We start from the raw sequence: 22496 nt of genomic DNA, 5'->3' as shown, positions 1-22496 counted from the left end.
AGTCGCGATCGTCGGGGGATCGGCGGTCATCACCGAATTTTATGTCACGCCGGTCGGGCCGGCGAAGGCTGGGTGTTTGCGCCCGCCGAACGGGGTTTGGAGGACTTCCTAATGAAACTGGTCAAGAGCCTGGTGCTCGGTTCGGCCGCCGCTCTCGTCACCATGACGGGCGTCGCGAACGCGGCTGACCTTCCGGGCGCCGAGCCCGTCGACTACGTCAAGGTCTGCGACATCAAGGGCAGCACGGGCTTCTTCTACATCCCGGGCACCGAGACCTGCCTCCAGATCGGCGGCTTCGCCCGCCTCGAAATGACCTCGGGCGAAGTGCTCGACCGTCCGAACCTCACCAACAAGAAGGACGAGTTCAACCAGACCGGTTACCGCGTCCGCGCTCGCGTTTGGTTCGACGCCCGCACCGACACCGAGTATGGCGCGCTCCGCACCTTCGTCCGCCTGCAGTTCCAGCGCGAGACCGGCACCGCCAACACCACTGACCGCCGCGCGCAGATCCAGAACGCCAACTTCGGCGACGACGCGCTGTTCGACCAGGCCTTCGTGCAGTTCGCCGGCCTGACCGCCGGTGTCACGGACTCCTTCTGGGACTTCAAGCCCTACACCACCTTCCAGAACCCCTTCATCTCGGACCGCACCCTCGCGGTTCTGGCCTACACGATGAAGGTCGGCGACTTCTCGGCGAGCGTCTCGCTCGAAGACAAGACCGCCCGCTACTTCAGCACCAACGACTCGCTCAACAACGCCGGCCAGCAGATCCCGGACATCGTCGCCAACCTGCGCGTCAAGCAGGGCTGGGGCGAGGCTCAGCTCTCGGGCGTTCTGCACCGCATCGAGCCGGGCAGCGAAAACCGCCTCGTTCCGGTCGGCTCGCTCGCCGGCACGGACAAGGAGTGGGGCTGGGGCGTTCAGGGCGGCGTCAAGCTGAACCTGCCGACCGCTAACACCTCTGACGCCAAGGGCGACTTCATCTGGGCGCAGGCCGCCTACACCGACGGCGCGGGCGTCTCGTACAACGGCTTGACCGACAACAACATCGGCTCGGGCCAGACCCAGAACATCGTCAACAACTTCCAGCCGATCTTCGATTGGGTGGGCGTGAACGGCAAGGTCCAGAAGACCCAGGTCTTCAACGCCAACCTCGGCGTGCTGCACTACTGGTCGCCGAAGTGGCGCTCGACCCTGCAGGCCAGCTACGCCCAGGTGAAGTACAACAACGCGGTCGCCAACGCCGGCATCGCCGACGACTGGAAGGCCGGCACGATCACCGGCAACCTGGTCTGGTCGCCGGTCAAGAAGCTCGATATCGGCGGCGAAGTCGTCTACGTGAAGAACCTCAAGAAGGCCGACGTCGGCTACACCGGCCCGAAGGACAAGGACGCCTTCATCGGCCGTCTCCGCGTCCAGCGCGACTTCTGATCGTCCTTCACGATCAACGCTCAAACGGAAAGGCCCCGGTTCGCCGGGGCCTTTTTCGTTTTAAGGACTGGCGTCCTTCCGGTTTAGAAAAGATCCATAAGCCACAGCGTCGGCCAATCGCCTGCGGGCGGTCGCTCGACGCTTTCGAGCCGGTCACGGAACCGTTATCTTTTCTTCTCTGCTCGGATCCGGTCTTGGCGCGCCCTGCGCTCGACGGATCGGCACCAGCCATGCTCCGCATCTGTCGCTGCGGACCTCTGTCGATCGGGGGATCGAACACATGCAGAAAGCCTCGTCGCGCGCAGGTCTCCTGTCCGCCGCCGCAGCGCTCACCCTCGTCGCAGCGGGAGCTCTCGGCGTGCGCGCCGAGGACGCGCCGCCGAACTATGCGGGCGATCTCTCCGAGCGCGAGGCGCTGACGGGCGATTGGGGCGGCGGGCGCACCAAGCTGCTCGAACAGGGCGTCCAGTTCGACGCGAGCTTTACGGCCGACACCTCGTTCAACCCTTCGGGCGGCATCCGGCGCGGCGAGGCCTATTCGGGCCTTCTGCAGCTCGGCCTTACGCTGGATATGGAGAAGCTCGTCGGCTGGACCGGCGGCGAGATCTACGTCGGCTCTTATTTCATCGACGGCAAAGGACTCACTACCGGCGAGATCGGCAACCTCCTGACGATCTCGAACATCGAGGCGACGCCCGCGATCCGCCTCGGCGAGGTCTATCTCAAGCAGAAGCTTCTCGACGACCATCTCGAGATCAAGGTCGGCCAGCTCGCGGCCGACGGCGACTTCGCGACCAGCGACACCGCCGGCCTGTTCGTGAACTCGACCTTCGGCTGGCCGGGGCTCAACGGGACCGATCTTCCGTCTGGCGGCCCGGCCTATCCGGTGCCGACGCCGGGCGCCCACGCCCTCGTCAAGTTCAACGACGCCTGGTCGTTCCAGGCCGGCGTCTACACCGGCGATCCGGCCGGCCGTGATCTCAAGAACAAGCACAACACCGACTTCCCGTTCAGCCCGGGCGCCTTCGCCATCGGCGAACTGATCTACGCCAATGCGGGCGAGGGCGGCGGACTGCCGGGCGCCTACAAGATCGGCGCCTGGTACAATTCGATGGACTTCGCGGACCTGCGCACCGGCGTGAACCGGGAAGGCTCTTATGCGCTTTACGGCGTCATCGACCAGACCATCTGGCAGAGCGGCGGAGGGGGGGATCTCAAGGATCCTTCGCCGGCGCCCGCGCAGAGTCTGTCGGTCTTCGCCCGCGCGGTGTTCGCCCCGCAGGCCAACCGGAACCTGATCGACTACTATTTCGACGCCGGCTTCAACGCGAAGGGCTTCACGCCCGGCCGTCCCGACGACGTCTTCGGGATCGCGGCCGCCTACGCCCACATCAGCAAGACCGCCCAGCGCGCCAACCGCGACGTTCCGGGCACGCCGGTGCGGTCGTCCGAGTTCGCCTTCGAGGCGTCCTATCAGGCCGCGGTCGCGCCGTGGCTGAAGGTTCAGCCGTTCGCCCAGTACATCGTGCGGCCGGGCGGCGGCGATCCGCGGCCCAATGATCCGACGCGGAGAATCAAGAACGCGACGGTGCTCGGCGTCCGCACGCAGGTGGCCTTCTGAGCCTCGGCGCCGGCCGCCGATCTTGACGAAAGCCCCGCTCCGGCGGGGCTTTTGCGTCAGGCTGGGTCGGCCTCGTCGAGAAAGCGCGCGATGGCCGACATCGTCGGCTCGTCCTCCAGCAGCGGCGCGTGGCCCTGTCCGGGCGTCGTGACGACGGTCAGCGGCCGGCGTTCCGTCATCGCCCGCACCGTCTCTGCGCTCAGGATGTCCGAGTGTTCGCCGCGCACGACCATCAGCGGAACGCCGGCCAGCAGATCGAACACCGGCCAGATCGCCGGCGTGGGGCGATCGAGGTCGACGCCCTCGAAGATTCGCATGAGCGCGGGATCGCAGGCCGGTTCGAGACCTGTCGGGGCGCTCCGCCAGGCGCGGCGGGCCCAGCGGTCGAAATCTTGCGCCGTCAGCGCCGGAAAGCGCTCCGCATAGGCCATGGCGAGCAGTCTTGCGCCGTGGGCGAAGTCGCGTGGAGCCTGATGGCGGGCGAGGCCCTCGCGGATGCGCTTGAGGCCTTCGGTCTCAACCACTGGCCCGATGTCGTTGAGAACGACCGAACGCAGAGCGCTCGGCCGCAAGGCCGCGATGGTCATCGCGTGCAGTCCGCCGCGTGAGGTTCCGACGACATGCGCCGCGTCGACGCCTATCGCGTCGAGCGTCGCCAGGACGTCTTCCGATTCGGTCTTGAGCTGGTAGCGCGCGGGATCCGGATCGCGTTCGGAGAGACCCCGGCCGCGCGCCGAGATCGCGATCACGCGGCGTCCCTGCGCGGAGAGCCGCTCGGCGAGCAAGACGAAGTCGTCGAGCGTGCGCGCAAGTCCTGGGAGACAGACGACCGGCGCGCCGCGATGGGCGGCAGGCCGCCAGTCCCGGACGTGAAGCTTGAGCCCGTCCGGGACTGTGACGAAGCGATCCTCGGTCGAAACGACCGAGTCGGTCACCGGTGTGCGCCGCGCGCCATGTCGCGCTCGATCAGCAGCGCGGTCCGGCCGTTGAGGCGGGTGCGGTAGATCTGGGTGTTCTCCATGACGCGCTGCACGTAGTTGCGCGTCTCGGCGAAGGGAATGCGCTCGACCCAGTCGACCGGATCGACCTCGGCCTTGCGCGGGTCGCCGTAGCGCTGCGTCCATTCGAGGACGCGCGCGGGACCCGCGTTGTAGGCGGCGAACACCATGACGTAGGAGCCGTCATACTTCTCGGCGAGCTCGCCGAGATGGGCCGCGCCGAGCTGCGCGTTGAACGCGGCGTCGGTGGTCAGGCGCTTGGCGTCGAAGGGCAGGCCGGCGGCCTTTGCGGTCTTGGCCGCCGTGCCCGGCAGAAGCTGGAGCAGGCCGCGCGCGTTGGCGTGGCTCACCGCCTTCGGGTTGAACGCGCTTTCCTGCCGGGCGATCGCGTGCACGACGGGCGTCTCGATCGCGGGCCCCACCGCCTTGAAGCTCGGAATGCCGCTCGTCGGATAGGCGAGGGCGTCCATCGGGAAGCCGTTCTTCAGCGCCGCCTTGCCGACCACGAGGGTCGCGCGCGGATCCTTGTATTTCTGGGTGAGCGCGCCGAGCAGCACGACCTCGCCGGGGTTCTTGAGGTCTTCGGCGAGCGCGCCGGCGAGCGGCAGCGCGAGCTCCTTTTGGTCTGCGCGGTAGAGAAGATCGATGGCGCGGACCGAGAGGCGCGATCCGAAGGTGGCGCGGTCGGTCGCGCTCGGCTGCGGCAGCGAGCGGATCGGCAGGTCGGACAGGCCAAGACGCGCGCGGGAGATCTGGCCGTAGTAGCTGGTGACGTAGCGCGCCGCCCGCTCATAGGCGCCGCGGGCCGAGGCGGTGTCGCCCATCGCCTCCAGGCAGCGGCCCTGCCAATAGAGCGCGCGCGAGGTGGTGCCCGGGATCGTGGCTTCCTTATGGACGGCGGTGAAGTGCTTGTAGGCGGTCTTGGCGTCGCCGAGCGCGCGCAGGGCGATGAAGCCCGCAAGCATGTCGGTCTCGATCTTGTCGCTGTCGTTCTCGGCGTCGTCGCGTGCGAGGGTCTGGTAGGCGAGTTTGGCGTCGCCGTTGTCGAGCAGGTCGCGGGCGACCACGCGGCGCTCGATCGACCAGGCGTCGGCGTCGACGAGGGCGGCGCCGCGCGGCGCGGCGTTCAGCGCGGCGGCTGCCTCGCGGGGCTTGTCGGCGCGGCGGTTGAACTTCGCCACCGTGAACAGGAAGCCGGGGTCGGACCGCGCGCCGCTCGGCACAGCCGCGATCAGCGCGCCGGCTGAGGGGTTCTTGCGTATCACCGCCGCGCGCGCCTTGGCGATCGCGAGATAGGAGCCGCCCACGCGGTTGGCGGCGCGCATGCCGGCGTCGATCTCGTCAGCGAGGAAGCGGCCTTCGGCGCGGGCGCGGTGGTCCGAAGCGCTGAGCAGCGAGCCGAAGGTCTGGAGAGCCTGGGCTTCAAGCGACCCGTCGAGCGCGTCGCGGCGCCACGCCTCGCGGGCGACGGCGGCGGCGGACGCCTTGTCGCCGCTCGCGAGCAGCGCGCGTGCGAGCGCCAGGCGCCCTTCGGGCCGCTCGGGCTTGCCGTTGGCGGCGAAGAAGCCGCGCACGGTCGAGGGCGACACGTTTTCGAGCCAGAGCGCCTCTTCGGCGCGGCGGCGGACCCAGCTCGCCATCGGCCAGTCGCGATGGGCGCGATAGAAGGCGTCGATGCGGCTGAAGCCGACCTGCCGCGAAGCGAGCCGCACGCCCAGCCAGTCGACCAGCGCCATCGCGCCAGGATCGGCCAGCTGCGACTTCACGGCCATCGCGCCGGAGGTGTCGCCGCGCTCGAAGGCCGAGATCGCCGCGCGCACCAGCGCGACGTCGTTGGCCGACACCGACGCCGTCGGGGCGGCGCGTGACGAGGTGGAGATCGAGCCGGTCGCGGTCGCGTCATAGGCGAGCACCATGCCGGCCGACTTCATCGTGTCGGCGGAAAGCTGGTCGCTGTCGCCCTCGACCGCGGGGATGAACCGCTCCTCGGTCAGAGGCTCGGGCTTGCCGCCGACGGACGCCGCGAAGGCGGTGGACGCCGTCGACAACAGCGCGACTGCGGCCACGCCGCGAAGGAGAAAGCTCAAAAGGGGCATGGCTCTCGGCTTCGGCTGAGCGACCGGCGGGAGGGACCGGGCGAGGGACTCGGGAACTGGCCTCAGTTTCGCCATGCCGGCTTTACGAAACGCTAACCGAGAGAACACGACGCCCGCTAAGACCGCCTCCGACGGACGGCGGGCTTTCACTTGCGCGCGAGCGGGTCTATCAAGACCGGCCGACCGCGGCGCCGGCATGGCGAGCGCGATCACCTTTCCGCGCGTCTGCTGCGCCAAGGCGCAAAACCGCGCCCGACACGTTAAAGCGTCTCGTCATGACCCAACCGATCTTTCACGGCTCCATCACCGCGCTCGTCACGCCCTTCAAGGACGGCAAGCTCGACGAGGCCGCGTTCCGCCGGCTGGTCGACTGGCAGATCGCCGAAGGCACGCACGGCCTCGTGCCGGTCGGCACCACGGGCGAGAGCCCGACGCTGAGCCACGACGAGCACAATTCCGTCGTGCGCTGGTGCGTGGAGGAGGCGAGGGGCCGCGTGCCTGTGATCGCCGGCGCGGGCTCCAACTCCACCCGCGAGGCGATCGCGCTCGCGCGTCAGGCGGAGAAGGACGGCGCCGACGGCCTGCTGGTCGTGACGCCCTACTACAACAAGCCGACCCAGGCGGGCCTGATCGCGCACTACACCGCGATCGCCGAGGCGACCGCGCTGCCGATCATCATTTACAACATCCCGGGCCGCTCGGTGATCGACATGTCGGTCGACACCATGGCGCGGCTTTACGAGATCAAGAACATCGTCGGCGTGAAGGACGCGACCGCCAACGTCGTGCGCGTCAGCCAGCAGCGCGCCGCGATGGGGCCGGACTTCATTCAGCTTTCCGGCGAGGACGCGAGCGCCATCGGCTTCATGGCCCATGGCGGCCATGGCACCATTTCGGTCGCCTCCAACGTCGCCCCGGCGCAGTGCGCGGCGTTCCAGGAAGCCTGCATCGCCGGCGACTACCGCGCCGCGCTCGCTTATCAGGACCGGCTGCTGCCGCTGCACATCGACCTGTTCTGCGAGGCCAATCCGGGACCCGCGAAGGCCGCGCTCGCGATGCTCGGCCGCTGCGGCGAGGAGATGCGGCTTCCGCTCGTGCCGATCTCGGACGCGAGCCGCGCCAAGGTGCGCGCCGCGCTTCTGCACGCCGGCCTCCTTCAGGAGGAGCCACGCATCATGGTGGCGGAGCGGGCTTGAACGGCTCGCCGCTCAGCCAGATCTAGACCTTCATGAGCTCGAAGAATCCCAATCCCCGCTACAAGATCGTCGCCGACAACCGCAAGGCGCGCCACAACTACGAGATCGGCGACACGATAGAGGCCGGCATCGTGCTTGTCGGCACAGAGGTGAAGTCGCTGCGCCAAGGCAAGGCGACGATCGGGGAGTCGTACGCCGGCGAATACGGCGGAGAGTTCTTCCTCTACAACTCCTACATTCCGGAATATTTGCAGGCCAACCGCTTCAACCACGAGGTTCGCCGGCCTCGGAAGCTGTTGCTGCACGAGAGCCAGATCAACAAGCTATCGGGGGCCGTGACCCGTGACGGCATGACGGTGGTGCCGCTGAAGATCTATTTCGACGACCACGGCCGCGCCAAGGTCGAGATCGCGCTAGCGCGCGGCAAGCAGCTCCACGACAAGCGGCAGGCCGACAAGGAAAAGACCTGGAACCGCGACAAGGCGCGCATCATGCGCGATCGCGGGTGAGCGACGAGCCGCTCGCCGGAAGGCTTCGCGGCGCGCTCGACAGATGGGGCCTGGCCCCCGACGGCGACCTGCTGGCGACCCGCACCAGTTTCCTCCAGCCCGTCCACACCGCCGCCGGCGAGGCGGCGATTCTCAAGATCAGCCATTCGCCGGAAGAACGCTTCGGCGCCGAGGTGATGGCGTGGTGGGGCGGGCAGGGGGCCGCGAAGGTGTTGGCCCATGAGGGCGACGTCTTGCTGCTCGAGCGCGCGGCTGGCGAGCGTTCCCTCGCGGCGATGGCGCGCGGCGGAGACGACGACGAGGCCACGCGGGTGATCTGCGGCGCGGCCGAAGCGCTTCACGGCCGCCGCGAGGATCCGCCTGCAGGACTGACGCCTCTCGACGTCTGGTTCCGCTCTCTGTTTTCGGTCGCCGACAGCCACGGCGGCTTGCTTGTCCGCTGCGCGGAGACCGCGTGCGAACTGCTTGCTGAGCCCAAGGACATGGTCGCGCTTCATGGCGACCTTCACCACGGCAACGTGCTGGATTTCGGCCCGCGCGGCTGGCTTGCGATCGATCCCAAGGGGCTTCTGGGCGAACGCGGCTTCGACTTCGCGAACCTGTTGCGCAACCCGGATCCGGATACGGCGCAGACGCCGGGTCGCCTCGCCCGTCAGGCCGACGTCGTCGCGGAGGCCGCGGATCTCGATCGGACGCGCCTGCTCATGTGGGCGCTGGCGTGGTTCGGCCTCTCGGCCGTCTGGATGGTCGAGGACGGCGAGGCCGAGGCGATCGACCTGACCATGGCCGAGATCGCGGCCGCCGAGCTCGATCGCTAGCGCGCGTCCACATACGCCCGGACGCTCGCGAACACCGACTCGAACATCTCGGTGGTGAGCACGCCGGTGTTCGTGTTGTAGCGGGAGCAGTGATAGCTGTCGAAGAGCGTCACAGCGCCGAGCGCGTGGCGCGCCCCGTGGGCGAACGGCGCGGCCTTGAGCGCGACGCCGAGCGTCCGGCAGAGGCTGTCATGCGCAATGCGCCCGAGCGCGACCACCGCGGCGCCGTGACCGAGCGCCTCGATCTCCGACGTCAGATACGGCCGGCAGGTCGCGATCTCCCTGGTCTCGGGCTTGTTCTGCGGCGGCACGCAGCGCACCGCGTTGGTGACGCGCGCGCCGACGAGCGCCAGGCCGTCGTCGGGCCGCTCGTCATAGACCCCTTCGGCGAATCCGAACTTCAGCAGCGTCGCGTAGAGCAGGTCGCCGGCCCAGTCGCCCGTGAAGGGACGACCGGTCCGGTTCGCGCCCTGAAGGCCCGGGGCGAGACCGACGATCAGAAGCTTTGCGGAGACCGGCCCGAAGGACGGGACGGGCGCATTGTGCCAGTCGGCGTGCTTGGCCCGCTGCTCCTCTCGGAACGCGACGAGGCGAGGGCAGAGCGGGCAGTCCCGCGGCGGCTCGGCCGGCGCGGTGGCGGCGGAGATCAAGGTTCCGGCGTGGTGTCGACGGCGGCGGCGCGCCTCGCCTCGCGGGCGGCGCGCTCGGCCGGGTCACGGCCGACCTTGGAGGCGAGGTCGGCGAGGTCGAGGAAGTGGTCGGCGCGGCGGCGCAGGTCGTCGGCGATCATCGCCGGCTGGGTCGTCACGGTCGAGACGACGGTGACGCGCACCCCCTTGCGCTGCATGGCGGCGACCAGCGGCGTGAAGTCGCCGTCGCCGGAAAACAGCACCATGTGGTCGATCTTCTCGGCGATCTCGAGCGCGTCGATCGCGAGTTCGATGTCGAGATTGCCCTTCACCTTGCGCCGGCCCTGGCTGTCGGTGAACTCCTTGGTGGGCTTGGTCACCACGGTGTAGCCGTTGTAGTCGAGCCAATCGATCAGCGGGCGGATGGTCGAGACCTCGAGGTCCTCGCTGAGCGCGGTGTAGTAATAGGCGCGAATGAGATAGCCGCGGCCCTGGAATTCGCGGAGAAGCCGGCGGAAGTCGATGTCGAAGCCCACGCCGCGGGCCGTGGCGTAGAGGTTGGCGCCGTCGATGAAGAGGCCGAGCCGTTCGTCCGAATAAAACATCGCTTGAAACATCCCTTGCTTGAAACCCGCCGCAACCGACGAAGACGCAGATCTGAAAGCCGTTGCGAATAAAGGCCGAATGGCCGCTCCACGTCCGCGCGGAGCATTACGCCCGGTCCTTGCCACGAGATCGGTCCCGCGGTAAAGACCGCGCTCGTTTCCGAACCGTCGAACTCACACAACAGCGGAGGCCCCCATGGCCCGCGTCACCGTCGAGGATTGCATCGACAAGGTCGAGAACCGCTTCGACCTCGTTCTGCTCGCAGGGCACCGCGCCCGGCTGATCTCCTCCGGCCAGCCCATCACCATCGACCGCGACAACGACAAGAATCCCGTCGTCGCGCTTCGCGAGATCGCCGAACAGACCGTCGTTCCGGATGATCTGCGCGAGGATCTGATCCATTCGCTGCAGAAGTACGTCGAAGTCGACGAGCCCGAGGCCGAGGTTGTTCCGGCGCTCGCCGGCTCCGCCGGCGCGTCGGACGACGCCGGCGACGTCGCCTTCGACCGCATGACGGAAGAAGACCTTCTGCGCGGCCTCGAAGGTCTCGTGCCGCCGGCCGAGACCGACGACGACGAGTAAGCCGCTCTTAACTGAGCCGCAGATTCGAACGCCGTCGCGGACCGCCGCGGCGGCGTTTCGCTTTTTGAAGCGTTCGCGAATCTTGTGCGGCGCGATGATCGCCGCGATATTCGGCCGGGGAGCCTCACGCTCCCGAGAGGAGCGCCAGTCTTCACGACATGATGCGGCAGTACGAGCTCGTCGAACGCGTCAAGGCGTACAATCCCAACGCCGACGAGGCGCTGCTCAACCGCGGCTACGTCTACGCGATGAAGGCCCATGGCGCGCAGACCCGGGCCTCTGGCGACCCGTATTTCTCCCATCCGCTCGAAGTCGCCGCGATCCTGACCGACCTGCGTCTCGACGACTCCACGATCGTCGCAGCGCTCCTCCACGACGATCGAGGACACCGACGCCACCCGCGCCGAGATTGACGCGCTGTTCGGCGAACAGATCGGGGCGCTGGTCGAGGGGCTGACCAAGCTCAAGAAGCTCGACCTCGTCACCAAGGAAGCCGCGCAGGCCGAGAACCTGCGGCGCCTGCTGCTTGCGATCGCGGCCGACGTGCGCGTGCTGTTGGTGAAGCTCGCCGACCGCCTCCACAACATGCGCACGCTCCATTTCGTGCCGCCGGCCAAGCGCGCCCGGATCGCGCAGGAGACGCTCGACCTCTATGCGCCGCTCGCCGGCCGCATGGGCATGCAGGCGCTGCGCGACGAGCTCGAGGACATCTGCTTCCGCACGCTCTTTCCGGAAGCCTTCGACACCATCGTGTCGCGGCTGAACCGGCTCGCCTCCCGCAGCGCCGAATCGATCGAGGAGATCAAGACGGCGTTCGAGAAGCGCTTCGCCGACCAGCGCGTCGAGGCGCAGATCACGGGCCGCGCCAAGAAGCCCTATTCGATCTGGCGCAAGTGGAGCGCAAGTCCGTCGCCTTCGAGCAGCTCTCGGACGTGTTCGCCTTCCGCGTGATCGTGAAGGACGTGCCGGACTGCTACCGCGCGCTCGGCGCGCTGCACAGCGGCTGGCCGACCGTGCCCGGGCGCTTCAAGGACTACATCTCGACGCCCAAGGAGAACGACTACCGCTCGATCCACACCACGATCGTCGGTCCCGAGCACCAGCGCGTCGAACTCCAGATCCGCACCGAGGCGATGCACCGCTTCGCCGAATACGGCATCGCGGCCCATGCGCTCTACAAGGACGGGCTTGGCGGCGACGTCGAGGGGCTTGCGCGCGAGAGCCGCGCCTATGGCTGGCTGCGGCGCACCGTGGAGCTGCTCGCCGAGGGCGACAACCCGGAGGAGTTCCTCGAGCACACCAAGCTCGAGCTGTTCTCCGACCAAGTGTTCTGCTTCACGCCGAAAGGCCGCCTGATCGCGCTGCCGCGCGGCGACCCCGATCGACTTCGCCTATGCGGTCCACACCAGCGTCGGCAACCAGTGCGTCGGCGCCAAGATCAACGGCAAGACCGAGTCGCTCGTCCAGCCGCTCTCGAACGGCGACGAAGTCGAGATCATCCGCTCGGAAGCCCAGACGCCTCCGGCCGCCTGGGAGGCGGTGGTGGTGACCGGCAAGGCGCGAGCCGCGATCCGCCGCGCGACGCGTTCAGCGGTTCGGGCGCAATATGCCGGCCTCGGCCGCCAGATCGTCCAGCGCGCCTTCGATCGGGCCGGGCAGCCCTTCGTCGAGGAGAAGCTGCGGACGTCGCTCCATCGCCTCGCGCGCAGCAGCGTCGACGACGTGCTGGCGGCTGTCGGCCGCGGCGAGATGCATTCCAACGACGTCGTGCGCGCCGTCCATCCGGAGGTGAAGGACGAGCGGTCGCCGACGATCGGCGCGCCGTCGAACGGATGGTTCGGGCTGGAGCACGCCGGCTCGCTGCGTTTCAAGGCGCCGAACGGCGAGCCCGCGGACGGCTTTCTCCCCTCGATCCCGATCCGCGGTCTTCGCGGCGACCTGCCGGTGCGCTTCGCGCCCGACGGCGGCGCGGTGCCGGGCGACCGCATCGTCGGCATTCTGGATCCGGGCGCCGGCATCACGATCTATCCGATCCAGTCGCCGGCGCTGAAGGCCTTCGACGATCACCCGAGCGCTGGCTCGACGTCCGCTGGGACGTGGATTTCGGTCGGAGGGAGCGGTTTCCCGTGCGCGTCACCGTGACGTCGATGAACGAGCCGGGCTCGCTCGCGCTCATCGCCGGGATCATCTCGAACTACGAGGCGAACATCGACGACGTGCGCATGGTCTCGCACTCGCCCGACTTTCACGACATCGTCTTCGACCTCGGGGTGTTCGACTCCAAGCACCTGAGCGCGATCATCGCGGATCTGAGGCAGACGCCGGTCGTGTCGAACGCCGAGCGGGTGAACGGCTGAGGGCCGAACGAGGAATTGCGTGCTTCGAGACGCCGGCCTACGGACGGCTCCTCAGCATGAGGACCGATTGGGACACTCGAAACGCCTCTCATGCTGAGGAGCGCCAAAGGCGCGTCTCGAAGCACGCAGCACAGTGGTGAAGGCCATGGCCCAAATCATCCGCCTCGGCGTCAATGTCGACCACGTCGCGACCGTCCGGAACGCGCGCGGCGGCGTCCATCCGGATCCCGTGGCGATCGCCAAGCTCGCGATCGCGGCCGGCGCGGACGGCATCACGGCGCATCTCCGAGAGGATCGTCGCCACATCCGCGACGCCGACATCGAGCGCCTGATGGCCGAGATCGATAGGCCGCTCAATTTCGAAATGGCGGCCACCGACGAGATGGTCGCCATCGCGCTCAGGCGTCAGCCTCACGCCGCCTGCCTCGTGCCAGAAGCGCGAGGAGCGCACGACCGAGGGCGGGCTCGACGTCGTCGGCCAGCGGAGGCACCTGGAGCCGGCCGTGCGCGAACTCGTGGCCGCGGGCGTCCGCGTGTCGCTGTTCGTCGAGGCCGACGCGGCGACGCTCGAGGCTTCAGCCGCCATGGGCGCGCCGGTGGTCGAGCTCCACACCGGCACCTGGTGCGAGGCGATCGCGCATGGCCGCGCCGACGAAGCCGCCCGCGAGTTCGACCGACTCGCCGAAGGCGCCCGCCGCGCTTCCGCGCTCGGTCTCGAGGTCCATGCCGGCCACGGGCTCGACTACGCCAGCGCCGAGACGATCTCCGCGCTGCCCGAGATCGCAGAACTCAACATCGGCCACTATTTGGTGGGAGAGGCGCTCGCCGTCGGTTTCCCGAGACGATCCGGCTCATGAAGGCCGCGATCGCGCGCGGCAGGCGAAAGGCGGCGGCATGATTCTCGGTCTCGGCAACGATCTCTGCGACATCCGGCGCATCGAGCAGACGCTGGAGCGCTTCGGCGACCGGTTTCTCCAGCGCGTGTTCACCGAGACCGAACGCAAGCGCGCCTTCGCCAAGGCCGAGCCCGCCAACACGCTGGCCAAGCGCTTCGCCGCCAAGGAGGCCTGCGCCAAGGCGCTCGGCACCGGTTTTCGCGCCGGCACCTTCTGGCGCGACATGGGCGTGACGAACCTGCCCTCTGGACGCCCGACCCTGACGCTGACGGGCGGCGCCAAGGAGCATCTCGACCGGATGACGCCGGAGGGATACGAAGCCCGGATCGACCTCACTTTGACGGACGAGCCGCCGCTCGCCTCCGCCGTGGTCATCATCAGCGCGGTTCCCAAGGCGAGCGCGTGACGTGAGGCGGACGGGCGCCGTTTGCCAGCGGCCGCGCCCGGGGCTATCACGCGCCTGCCGCTCCTCTCGCCGCGGCGTCTTTCGGACAGGACTGGAATGAGCGCGACCACCGACAAGAAGGGCCAGTCCGAAGGCGGCTTCGCCGAGATCGTGAAGATCTGCGCGCAGGCGCTGATCATCGCGGTGGTGATCCGGACGCTGATCTTCCAGCCGTTCAACATCCCGTCCGGCTCGATGGAGGACACCCTCCTCGTCGGCGACTACCTGTTCGTGAACAAGTTCTCCTACGGCTACAGCCACCATTCGCTGCCGTTCAGCCCGAAGATCTTTTCGGGCCGCGTCATGGGCGCGGTTCCCGAGCGCGGCGACATCGCGGTGTTCAAGGTCTGGGTGCCGGGCGACGGCTGGACCGACTACATCAAGCGCGTGATCGGCCTGCCCGGCGATCGCATCCAGATGGTCGACGGCCAGCTGATCATCAACGAGAAGCCGGTTCCCAAGGTCCGGCTGCCGCAGGACTACATCGAGGGCACCGGGGGCGCGGCGCGCCACATTCCGCGCTTCGAGGAGACGCTCGACAACGGGCGGAAATACGAAGTCCTCGACATGGACAAGAACGGCTTCCTCGACAACACGCCGGTCTATGAGGTGCCGCCCGGCCATCTCTTCATGATGGGCGACAACCGCGACAACTCCACCGACAGCCGCGTGCAGTCGGCGGTGGGCTTCGTGCCGATGGAGAACCTCGTCGGCCGCGCCGAGATGCTGTTCTTCTCGGTCGAGCGCGGCGAGGCCGCCTGGGCGTTCTGGAAGTGGCCGTGGTCGGTCCGCTGGTCGAGGATCGGGACCTTGCTCGAATGAAGCGCCGTCCGGTCACGGACGGCCTCCTCGAAAACCGGCTTGGCCACGACTTTGCCGACAAGTCCCTGCTCGACCGCGCTTTGACGCATATTTCGGGCGCGACCTCGAAGGAAGGGCGGCTCGGCAGCTATCAGCGGCTCGAATTCCTCGGCGACCGCGTTCTGGGCCTTGCGATCGCTTCGCTGCTGATGGAGACCTATCCGACCGCCGACGAGGGCGAGATGTCCCGGCGCCTCGCCGAGCTCGTGCGCGCCGAGACATGCGCCGAGGTGGCGCAGGCGATGGATCTCGGCCCCTACATCCGGCTCGGCGCGGGCGAGGCGAGTTCTGGCGGGCGCCGCAAGGCGGCGATCCTCTCCGACGTCTGCGAGTCGGTCATCGGCGCGGTCTATCTCGACGCAGGGTTTCCCGCCGCCGCGGACCTCGTGGACGGTTCTGGCGCGAACGTCTGCTGGCGCCGCGTCGTCCGCTGCGCGACGCCAAGACCGAGCTTCAGGAATGGGCCCAGGGGCGCGGTCTGCCGCCGCCCGTCTATCGCGAGGTCGCGCGCTCGGGGCCCGACCACAATCCGCAGTTTCGCGTCGTCGTCCTGGTCGACGGCGCCGAAGAGGTCGAAGGTTCGGGCCGTTCGAAACGCGCGGCCGAGCAAGCGGCCGCCGAAGCTCTCCTCCAGCGCGAAGGCGTCGCGAACCATGACTGAAACCGAGACGCCCGACACGCCTGAGGCGACGACCCGCTGCGGCTACGTCGCCCTCGTGGGCGCGCCGAACGCGGGCAAGTCGACGCTGGTCAACCGGCTCGTCGGCGTGAAGGTCTCGATCGTCAGCCACAAGGTGCAGACGACTCGGGCGCTGATCCGCGGCCTCGTGATCGAGAAGGACGCGCAGATCGTCTTCGTCGACACCCCCGGCATCTTCGCGCCCAAGCGCCGGCTCGACCGCGCCATGGTCTCGACCGCCTGGGGCGGAGCGACCGACGCCGACGTGATCGCGTTGCTGATCGACGTGCGGAAGGGCCTCGACGACGACAACCTCGCGATCCTCGACAAGCTCGCGGGCGCCCCCAGCGCAAGATCCTGATCCTCAAGATCGACATGATCGACCGCGAGAAGCTGCTGGCGATCGCGCAGGAGGCGGCGGCGCGCGTCTCGTTCGACCGGGTGTTCATGATCTCGGCCAAGACCGGGTCCGGCGTCTCGGACCTGCCCGCCTATCTCGCCGACGAGATGCCGGCCGGGCCCTGGCTCTATCCGGCCGACGACGTCTCGGACCTGCCGCTGCGCGCGCTCGCGGCCGAAATCACCCGCGAGAAGCTGTTCGCGCGGCTCCATGACGAACTTCCCTACGCCTCCACGGTCGAGACGGAGAAGTGGGAGGTCCGCGCCGACGGCTCGGCGCGCGTCGAGCAGACCATCTATGTCGAACGCGAGAGCCAGAAGCGCATCGTGATCGGGAAGGGCGGCCAGACCGTGAAGCAGATCTCCATGGAGGCCCGCAAGGAGATCTCGGAGATCGCGGAGACGGACGTCCATCTCTTCCTGTTCGTGAAGGTGCGCGAGAACTGGGCCGACGACCCGGAGCGCTATCGCGAGATGGGGCTGGAGTTTCCCAAGGGCTGAGGCCAAAGGGCGTGGGCACGCCGACCTCCAGCTCGGGCTTGATCCGGAATCCAGGAAATCGACGATCGCGAACGAAGCCGCGCCGCCAGCGCGTCTGGAGTCCGTCTCTGCGGCCGGAATGACGGCCGCGCGGTCCGCCGGGTCGTTCCGAACGCGACCAATTCTCGCTTCGATGGGCCGGATGGACGCCTCTTGGGCGTCCTGCATCGGCCAAAGTAGCGCTCACGCGCGGCTCACGCCGCCTTGATATCGCGCCAATCGTCCACGAAATTCGATCGATCTCTCTGAGGCTTCGGCGCTCGGACGACGACCGCGAGGGGAACCGCGGGCGCTCTCCTGTCGTCGCCTCGTCTCCAATCGGGCGGGCATGGAAAACATCGCGGTCGTCAACGCCATCCTGCTGTTCGGCGCGGCGCTGATGCTCGTGGGAATCCTGTCGTCGCTCGTGGCGTCGCGGTTCGGCGCGCCTCTGCTGCTCGTCTTCCTGCTGATCGGCATGCTGTCTGGCGAAGACGGCCCCGGCGGCATCGCGTTCGACAACTACCGTGTGACCTACCTGATCGGGTCGATCGCGCTCGCCATTATCCTGTTCGACGGCGGGCTCAGGACGCGGATATCGCATCTGGCAGGAGCGCTCTGGCCGGCGGTGAGCCTTGCGACCGTCGGCGTGCTCATCACCGCAGGACTGATCGGCGCCTTCGCCGCCTGGGCGTTGGGCTTGCGCTGGATCGAGGGACTGCTGATCGGCGCGACCATCGCCTCCACCGACGCGGCCGCGGTGTTCTTCCTCATCCGGGCGAGCGGCCTGCAGCTTCAGCGCCGCGTCGGGGCGACCCTCGAAATTGAATCGAGCACCAACGATCCGGTCGCGGTGTTCCTCACCGTGCTGCTCGTCGGGCTCGTGACGTCGGCCGCAGGCCATACGACCGGGGCGATCGTCGGCCACTTCCTCCAAGAGGCGCTGATCGGCGGCCTCGCGGGCGTCGCGGGGGGATTCGCGCTCGCCTTCATGCTGAATCGCGTCGACCTGCCGTCGGGCCTCCACCCGCTGTTCGTCGTGGCGTTCGTGGTGGCGCTGTTCTCGCTCACCGCGGTCCTGCACGGCTCGGGTTTCCTCGCCGTCTATCTGGCGGGCATCATCGTCGGCAACCGGCCGGTGCGCGCTCTGCCGTCGATCATCGCGTTCCACGACACGGTGACGTGGCTCTGCCAGATCGTGATGTTCATGGTGCTGGGGCTGCTGGTGACGCCCTCCACCATGATCTCCTCCATCCTGCCGGCGCTGGCGATCTCGGTCGTGCTGATCTTCGTCGCGCGTCCGGTCGCCGTCGCGCTCTGCCTGCTGCCGTTCGGTTTTTCGCGGAAGGAGATCGCGTTCGTCGGCTGGGTCGGCCTGCGCGGCGCCGTTTCGATCTTTCTCGCGGCGATCCCGACGCTCGCCAAGGTCCCGAACGCCGAGATCTATTTCAACGTCGCCTTCGTGGTGGTGATCGTCTCGCTGATCGTCCAGGGCTGGACCATCACGCCGCTGGCGAAGCGCCTCCATCTCGCCGTGCGCCAGATGACGCGAAGCGTCCACCGCGTCGAGATCGATCTGCCGGGCCAGCTGTCGCAGGAGATGGTCGGCTACGTGGTCACGCCGCACTGCCCGATCCTCAACCGCGATTCGGTGCCGAAATGGGCGAAGCCGGTCTTCGTGGTGCGCGACGACCGGATTCTCGATCCGCTCCAGGCCGGCGCGCTGAAGCCCGGGGATTACGGCTACTTTCTCACCGAGCCCGAACGCGTCTCCGAACTCGACGGACTGTTCGCGTCGACCGAAGCGGGCAGGGCGCGTCCGTCGCTCGGCGAGTTCCCGATGCGCGGCGAAACCCCGCTCGCGACGCTGGTCGAGCTCTACGGCCTCGGCGTCGACGCGGAGGAGGCCGGACTGACGGTCGCCGAAGTGTTCTCCGCGCGGTTCGAGAACGAGCCGGCGGTCGGCGACCTGCTCGAGCTCGGACCGGCGACGCTCATCGTGCGGGCGGTCGACGAAGGCCGCGTGACCCGCGCGGGCCTGCGCATCGAGGACGAGGGGCCGGACCAGCCGATGACCTCGCTCGCGCCCGCCGCCGAGACGCCCGCCAAGGCCGGGCCGGCGGCCACGATCCAGCGCCTCGCCGAGAAAGTGAAGGCGCAGATCGGGGCTGGCTGACGGCGCCTCTAAACGGTTTGGAAACCATGTCGGACGCATGCTCGTCCCATGATCGTCCGGACCAAATGGCGCATGGTCGCCGCCCAGCTCGCGCTCTGGATCGTCGCCGCGGGAGCGGTGACGTATTTCGGGCAGCAGGCCTATGTGGGCGCTCACGGCCTCGTCGCCAGCAAGGCGATGCAGGAGGAGATCGCCAAGCTCGAGACCCGTCTCGCAGAAGTGAAGGCGGAGCGCTCCTCCGTCGAACACCGCATCGACCTGATGACGTCCGAGCGTCTCGACCCCGATCTTCTTGACGAACAGGCCCGTTCCGACCTTGGCTGGCTAAGCCCCGCCGACCGCGTCCTTCAGAACGACTGACCCCTCGTCTTTCGCAGGCGGCGCGGGACAGCCATGCGGAAACGTGTGGCGGGGCGGGCTTGCGACTTTGGTCTAGCTTCTGTCAGGTTTCCAACCAACGCTCAGGCAGGGGTCGGCTCGCTTTCGCGTGGCCGGCGCCTTAGCTTGGTTAAAAAGACAAAAGAAACGACCAAGGGGACGTCATGGTAGCCACAGCCGCTAAGGCCGCGCCGAAACGCGCCGCGAAATCCTCCGCCGGCGCTTCGCGAGCGGCCGCGGACAAATCCCCCGCGGCCAAGTCGGCCCCCGCGAAATCCGCTTCGACCAAATCCTCCGGCGCTCTGTCCTTCGACAAGGACCAGGAACTCCACGCCCATCGGGAAATGCTGCTGATCCGCCGCTTCGAGGAGAAGGCCGGACAGCTCTACGGCATGGGCCTCATCGGCGGCTTCTGCCACCTCTATATCGGCCAGGAAGCCGTTGTGGTCGGCATGCAGATGGCGCTCAAGCAGGGCGACCAGGTCATCACCGGCTACCGCGACCACGGCCATATGCTCGCCTGCGAGATGGACCCGAAGGGCGTGATGGCCGAGCTCACGGGGCGCCGCGGCGGCTACTCCAAGGGCAAGGGCGGCTCGATGCACATGTTCAGCGTCGAGAAGCAGTTTTACGGCGGCCATGGCATCGTCGGCGCTCAGGTCTCGCTCGGCACCGGGCTCGCCTTCGCCAACAAGTACCGCAAGAACGACAGCGTGACGCTCGCCTACTTCGGCGACGGCGCCTCCAACCAGGGGCAGGTCTACGAGAGCTTCAACATGGCGAAGCTCTGGAGCCTGCCGGTCGTCTACGTCATCGAGAACAACAAGTACGGCATGGGCACCTCGGTCGAGCGCGCCTCGTCGAACACCAATCTCAGCCAGCGCGGCGCGAGCTTCGAAATCCCGGGCGAGCAGGTCGACGGCATGGACGTGCGCGCCGTGAAGGCCGCGGGCGACCGCGCCGTGAAGCACGCCCGGTCCGGCAAGGGCCCCTATATTCTCGAGATGGTCACTTACCGCTATCGCGGCCACTCCATGTCGGACCCGGCGAAGTACCGGTCCAAGGAGGAGGTCCAGAAGATGCGCGAGACCCATGACCCGATCGAGATGGTGCGCAAGCGCCTGATCGAGGCCGGTTTCGCAAGCGAGGACGACCTGAAGGCGGTCGACAAGGAGGTCCGCGAGATCGTCAACGCGGCCGCCGAATTCGCGACCAACGATCCTGAGCCCGATCCGTCCGAGCTCTGGACCGACATTCTGCGCTGATCGCGGTCCCTGAGACGGTCGACCGAACAAGCCCCTGCGAAGACGGGGGCGCTCAAGACAATAAGCCCTCTGGGCGAAAGGGACGTCCCATGCCGATCGAAGTCCTCATGCCGGCGCTGTCGCCGACCATGGAGGCGGGCAAGCTCGCCAAGTGGCTGAAGAAGGAAGGCGACAGCGTCACCTCCGGCGACGTGATCGCGGAGATCGAGACCGACAAGGCCACGATGGAGGTCGAGGCGGTCGACGAGGGCAAGATCGGCAAGCTGCTGATCGAGGAGGGGACCGACGACGTCAAGGTCAACACCCCGATCGCGCTCATTCTCGGCGACGGCGAGGACGAAAGCGCGCTGAAGAATGGCGCCGCCGCTCCCGCCAAGGCCAAGGAAGCCGAGGCCGAGGAGCCGACCAAGGCCGAAGAAGAGGCCAAGGCCGAGCCGAAGAAGGACGCGTCCGCCAAGGTCGAATCCGCCGCCGCCAACCCTCCCCAGCCGAAGACGCAGCCCGAACCCGACGTCCCCGAGGGGACCGAGATGGTCACAATGACGGTGCGCGAGGCGCTCCGCGACGCGATGGCCGAGGAGATGCGCAAGGACGACCGCGTCTTCGTGATGGGCGAGGAGGTCGCCGAGTATCAGGGCGCCTACAAGATCACGCAGGGCATGCTGACCGAGTTCGGCCCCGACCGCGTCATCGACACGCCGATCACCGAGCACGGTTTCGCAGGCGTCGGCGTCGGCGCGGCGCTTGCGGGCCTCAAGCCCGTGGTCGAGTTCATGACCTTCAACTTCGCCATGCAGGCGATCGACCAGATCATCAACTCGGCCGCCAAGACGCTCTACATGTCCGGCGGACAGATGGGCTGCTCGATCGTGTTCCGCGGCCCGAACGGCGCCGCGGCTCGCGTCGCGGCCCAGCACAGCCAGGACTACACCGCCTGGTACTCGAACGTGCCGGGTCTCACCGTCATCGCCCCCTACACCGCCGCCGACGCCAAGGGCCTGCTGAAGGCCGCGATCCGCGACGAGAACACGGTGATCTTCCTCGAGAACGAAATCCTCTACGGCCAGTCGTTCCCCGTGCCGAAGCTCGACGACTACATCGTGCCGATCGGCAAGGCCAAGATCGCCCGGCCGGGCAAGGACGTGACGATCGTCTCCTGGTCGATCGGCATGACCTATGCGCTCAAAGCCGCCGAAAAGCTCGCCGAGGAGGGGATCGAGGCCGAGGTCATCGATCTGCGCACCATCCGCCCGATGGACACCGATACGATCGTGGAGTCGGTCAAGAAGACCGGCCGCATCGTGACGGTGGAGGAGGGCTGGGCGCAGTCCGGCGTCGGCGCCGAGATCGCCGCGCGGATGATGGAACACGCCTTCGACTGGCTCGACGCTCCGGTCGTGCGCGTCACCGGCAAGGACGTGCCGATGCCCTACGCGGCGAATCTCGAGAAGCTCGCGCTGCCGAGCGTCGATGAAGTGGTCCAGGCGGCGAAATCCGTCTGTTACCGCTGATGGCGGCCCCCGGCGCGCCCAGGGAGCTCGCCGTGCCCTTCGCGGCCCACGAGGCCAAGGAGGCCTCGGAAGTGCTGCGCGCCTGGATCGTCGACAGCGGGCTTCATGTCTCTTTGCAACGGGGCTTCGAGGACCCGGCGGTCTGGGGCGTGCTGCTCTCCGACGTCGCCCGGCACGTCGCCAAGATCTTCGAGACCGAGAACGTCTGCTCGCAGGACGAGGCGCTCGAGGCCATCAAGGCGACGCTCGATGCCGAATGGGACGCGCCGCGCGACTCCACCACGCAGGCGATCCAGTGAGGGGTATCGATAGATGATCGGCCGCCTCATCAAGATCGCCGCGAACGAATTTCTGCGCCGCCGCCACGCGCAGACCGGAACCGGACCCCGCCGGCTCCCGCCGACTTCGATCGGCGAGGCCCAGAGCCGCGCGGCGCATACGCTGATCCGCATGGTCCTCGACCGGTTCATGAAGCGCTGAGACCGATCGAAACGCCCGATACGCCCCAGAAGCCTTCCGAAGAG

18 protein-coding genes and 4 pseudogenes are annotated in these 22496 nt (G+C 67.9%); 18 read left to right on the top strand and 4 right to left on the bottom strand.

All coding sequences use genetic code 11. The features are described 5' to 3' along the window. The first annotated feature begins 111 nt into the window (after window positions 1–111). Together K6K41_RS28250 and K6K41_RS28245 are read left to right on the top strand one after the other, a co-directional pair. Window positions 112–1431, top strand: a complete 1320-nt coding sequence (locus K6K41_RS28250) for a porin (protein ID WP_261403279.1) — start codon at window positions 112–114, stop codon at window positions 1429–1431. A 280-nt stretch (window positions 1432–1711) separates the two neighbouring features. Next, window positions 1712–3052, top strand: a complete 1341-nt coding sequence (locus tag K6K41_RS28245) for a carbohydrate porin (RefSeq protein WP_261403278.1) — start codon at window positions 1712–1714, stop codon at window positions 3050–3052. Between the two features lie 56 nt (window positions 3053–3108). Here the strand turns inward: K6K41_RS28245 and K6K41_RS28240 are convergent, their stop codons facing one another. Further along, entirely contained in the window at window positions 3109–3987 is an 879-nt protein-coding gene (locus tag K6K41_RS28240; RefSeq protein WP_261403277.1) for an alpha/beta fold hydrolase, read from the bottom strand. After that, window positions 3984–6146 carry a lytic transglycosylase domain-containing protein gene (locus K6K41_RS28235; RefSeq protein ID WP_261403276.1) on the bottom strand — a complete coding sequence of 721 codons (2163 nt, stop codon included), beginning with the start codon at window positions 6144–6146 and terminating at the stop codon, window positions 3984–3986. The genes K6K41_RS28240 and K6K41_RS28235 overlap by 4 nt, the downstream gene beginning before the upstream one ends. Before the next feature lie 275 nt (window positions 6147–6421). Here K6K41_RS28235 and dapA point away from each other — a divergent pair, with 275 nt between their 5' ends. Genes dapA through K6K41_RS28220 form a run of 3 tightly spaced genes read left to right on the top strand, consistent with a single transcriptional unit; the run spans window position 6422 to window position 8669 of the window. Further along, entirely contained in the window at window positions 6422–7342 is a 921-nt protein-coding gene (gene dapA / locus K6K41_RS28230) for a 4-hydroxy-tetrahydrodipicolinate synthase (RefSeq protein WP_261403275.1), read from the top strand. Window positions 7343–7374: 32 nt separating this feature from the next. Further along, window positions 7375–7851 (top strand): SsrA-binding protein SmpB, encoded by a 477-nt coding sequence (gene smpB, locus K6K41_RS28225; RefSeq protein WP_261403274.1) that lies wholly within the window; start codon window positions 7375–7377, stop codon window positions 7849–7851. Then, entirely contained in the window at window positions 7848–8669 is an 822-nt protein-coding gene (locus K6K41_RS28220; RefSeq protein WP_261403273.1) for an aminoglycoside phosphotransferase family protein, read from the top strand. Before smpB ends, K6K41_RS28220 begins: the two co-directional genes overlap by 4 nt. Here K6K41_RS28220 and K6K41_RS28215 read toward each other — a convergent pair. Further along, a complete protein-coding gene (locus K6K41_RS28215) occupies window positions 8666–9319 on the bottom strand; it encodes a uracil-DNA glycosylase (RefSeq protein WP_261403272.1) in 654 nt (217 codons plus the stop codon). The two genes, K6K41_RS28220 and K6K41_RS28215, sit on opposite strands and share 4 nt — an antisense overlap. Continuing rightward, window positions 9316–9903, bottom strand: coding sequence for a LabA-like NYN domain-containing protein (locus K6K41_RS28210; RefSeq protein ID WP_261403271.1), 588 nt, complete (start codon window positions 9901–9903; stop codon window positions 9316–9318). Before K6K41_RS28210 ends, K6K41_RS28215 begins: the two co-directional genes overlap by 4 nt. 196 nt (window positions 9904–10099) lie before the next feature. On the opposite strand from K6K41_RS28210, the gene rpoZ reads away from it, so the two are divergent. The 13 genes and pseudogenes from rpoZ to K6K41_RS28145 all read left to right on the top strand — a co-directional run bounded on the left by rpoZ (window position 10100) and on the right by K6K41_RS28145 (window position 22452). Further along, entirely contained in the window at window positions 10100–10486 is a 387-nt protein-coding gene (rpoZ, locus tag K6K41_RS28205; RefSeq protein WP_261403270.1) for a DNA-directed RNA polymerase subunit omega, read from the top strand. 158 nt (window positions 10487–10644) lie between these two features. Next, window positions 10645–12843: pseudogene (locus K6K41_RS28200) on the top strand (RelA/SpoT family protein). 145 nt (window positions 12844–12988) lie between these two features. Then, window positions 12989–13741 (top strand): annotated as a pseudogene (locus K6K41_RS28195) (pyridoxine 5'-phosphate synthase). Beyond that, window positions 13738–14145 (top strand): holo-ACP synthase, encoded by a 408-nt coding sequence (gene acpS, locus K6K41_RS28190; RefSeq protein ID WP_261403269.1) that lies wholly within the window; start codon window positions 13738–13740, stop codon window positions 14143–14145. The pseudogene K6K41_RS28195 and the gene acpS overlap by 4 nt, the downstream one beginning before the upstream one ends. Before the next feature lie 96 nt (window positions 14146–14241). Then, window positions 14242–15006: a signal peptidase I gene (gene lepB, locus K6K41_RS28185; RefSeq protein ID WP_261403268.1), complete on the top strand. Its 765-nt coding sequence runs from the start codon at window positions 14242–14244 to the stop codon at window positions 15004–15006. Next, a pseudogene (gene rnc / locus K6K41_RS28180) lies at window positions 15003–15706 on the top strand (ribonuclease III). The gene lepB and the pseudogene rnc overlap by 4 nt, the downstream one beginning before the upstream one ends. Next, window positions 15699–16624: pseudogene (gene era / locus K6K41_RS28175) on the top strand (GTPase Era). The pseudogenes rnc and era overlap by 8 nt, the downstream one beginning before the upstream one ends. A 367-nt stretch (window positions 16625–16991) precedes the next feature. Further along, a complete protein-coding gene (locus tag K6K41_RS28170) occupies window positions 16992–18818 on the top strand; it encodes a potassium/proton antiporter (RefSeq protein ID WP_261403267.1) in 1827 nt (608 codons plus the stop codon). A gap of 48 nt (window positions 18819–18866) precedes the next feature. Continuing rightward, a complete protein-coding gene (locus K6K41_RS28165; RefSeq protein WP_261403266.1) occupies window positions 18867–19178 on the top strand; it encodes an FtsB family cell division protein in 312 nt (103 codons plus the stop codon). Between the two features lie 182 nt (window positions 19179–19360). Then, on the top strand, window positions 19361–20461 hold the full coding sequence (gene pdhA / locus K6K41_RS28160) for a pyruvate dehydrogenase (acetyl-transferring) E1 component subunit alpha (protein WP_378148373.1): 1101 nt from the start codon (window positions 19361–19363) through the stop codon (window positions 20459–20461). A gap of 89 nt (window positions 20462–20550) precedes the next feature. Next, window positions 20551–21972 (top strand): pyruvate dehydrogenase complex E1 component subunit beta, encoded by a 1422-nt coding sequence (locus K6K41_RS28155; protein WP_261403265.1) that lies wholly within the window; start codon window positions 20551–20553, stop codon window positions 21970–21972. Further along, window positions 21972–22271 carry a DUF5076 domain-containing protein gene (locus K6K41_RS28150; protein WP_261403264.1) on the top strand — a complete coding sequence of 100 codons (300 nt, stop codon included), beginning with the start codon at window positions 21972–21974 and terminating at the stop codon, window positions 22269–22271. Before K6K41_RS28155 ends, K6K41_RS28150 begins: the two co-directional genes overlap by 1 nt. Window positions 22272–22284: 13 nt before the next feature. Continuing rightward, window positions 22285–22452 (top strand): hypothetical protein, encoded by a 168-nt coding sequence (locus K6K41_RS28145; RefSeq protein ID WP_261403263.1) that lies wholly within the window; start codon window positions 22285–22287, stop codon window positions 22450–22452. The last annotated feature ends 44 nt before the right edge of the window (window positions 22453–22496 follow it).

This window comes from Chenggangzhangella methanolivorans (assembly GCF_019797865.1).
Taxonomy (GTDB): domain Bacteria; phylum Pseudomonadota; class Alphaproteobacteria; order Rhizobiales; family Methylopilaceae; genus Methylopila; species Methylopila methanolivorans.
Note: the sequence above shows the minus strand (reverse complement) of the source record. Positions and strands in the feature narration are given on the sequence as shown.

What these genes read in the sequence shown, in the direction of transcription:
- K6K41_RS28245 (WP_261403278.1), top strand. Translation starts at nt 1,712, where the DNA reads ATGCAGAAAGCCTCGTCGCGCGCAGGTCTCCTGTCCGCCGCCGCAGCG.
- K6K41_RS28250 (WP_261403279.1), top strand. Translation starts at nt 112, where the DNA reads ATGAAACTGGTCAAGAGCCTGGTGCTCGGTTCGGCCGCCGCTCTCGTC.
- K6K41_RS28165 (WP_261403266.1), top strand. Translation starts at nt 18,867, where the DNA reads ATGATCGTCCGGACCAAATGGCGCATGGTCGCCGCCCAGCTCGCGCTC.
- dapA (WP_261403275.1), top strand. Translation starts at nt 6,422, where the DNA reads ATGACCCAACCGATCTTTCACGGCTCCATCACCGCGCTCGTCACGCCC.
- rpoZ (WP_261403270.1), top strand. Translation starts at nt 10,100, where the DNA reads ATGGCCCGCGTCACCGTCGAGGATTGCATCGACAAGGTCGAGAACCGC.
- K6K41_RS28155 (WP_261403265.1), top strand. Translation starts at nt 20,551, where the DNA reads ATGCCGATCGAAGTCCTCATGCCGGCGCTGTCGCCGACCATGGAGGCG.
- lepB (WP_261403268.1), top strand. Translation starts at nt 14,242, where the DNA reads ATGAGCGCGACCACCGACAAGAAGGGCCAGTCCGAAGGCGGCTTCGCC.
- K6K41_RS28170 (WP_261403267.1), top strand. Translation starts at nt 16,992, where the DNA reads ATGGAAAACATCGCGGTCGTCAACGCCATCCTGCTGTTCGGCGCGGCG.
- K6K41_RS28150 (WP_261403264.1), top strand. Translation starts at nt 21,972, where the DNA reads ATGGCGGCCCCCGGCGCGCCCAGGGAGCTCGCCGTGCCCTTCGCGGCC.
- pdhA (WP_378148373.1), top strand. Translation starts at nt 19,361, where the DNA reads ATGGTAGCCACAGCCGCTAAGGCCGCGCCGAAACGCGCCGCGAAATCC.
- K6K41_RS28235 (WP_261403276.1), bottom strand. Translation starts at nt 6,146, where the DNA reads ATGCCCCTTTTGAGCTTTCTCCTTCGCGGCGTGGCCGCAGTCGCGCTG.
- smpB (WP_261403274.1), top strand. Translation starts at nt 7,375, where the DNA reads ATGAGCTCGAAGAATCCCAATCCCCGCTACAAGATCGTCGCCGACAAC.
- acpS (WP_261403269.1), top strand. Translation starts at nt 13,738, where the DNA reads ATGATTCTCGGTCTCGGCAACGATCTCTGCGACATCCGGCGCATCGAG.
- K6K41_RS28145 (WP_261403263.1), top strand. Translation starts at nt 22,285, where the DNA reads ATGATCGGCCGCCTCATCAAGATCGCCGCGAACGAATTTCTGCGCCGC.
- K6K41_RS28210 (WP_261403271.1), bottom strand. Translation starts at nt 9,903, where the DNA reads ATGTTTTATTCGGACGAACGGCTCGGCCTCTTCATCGACGGCGCCAAC.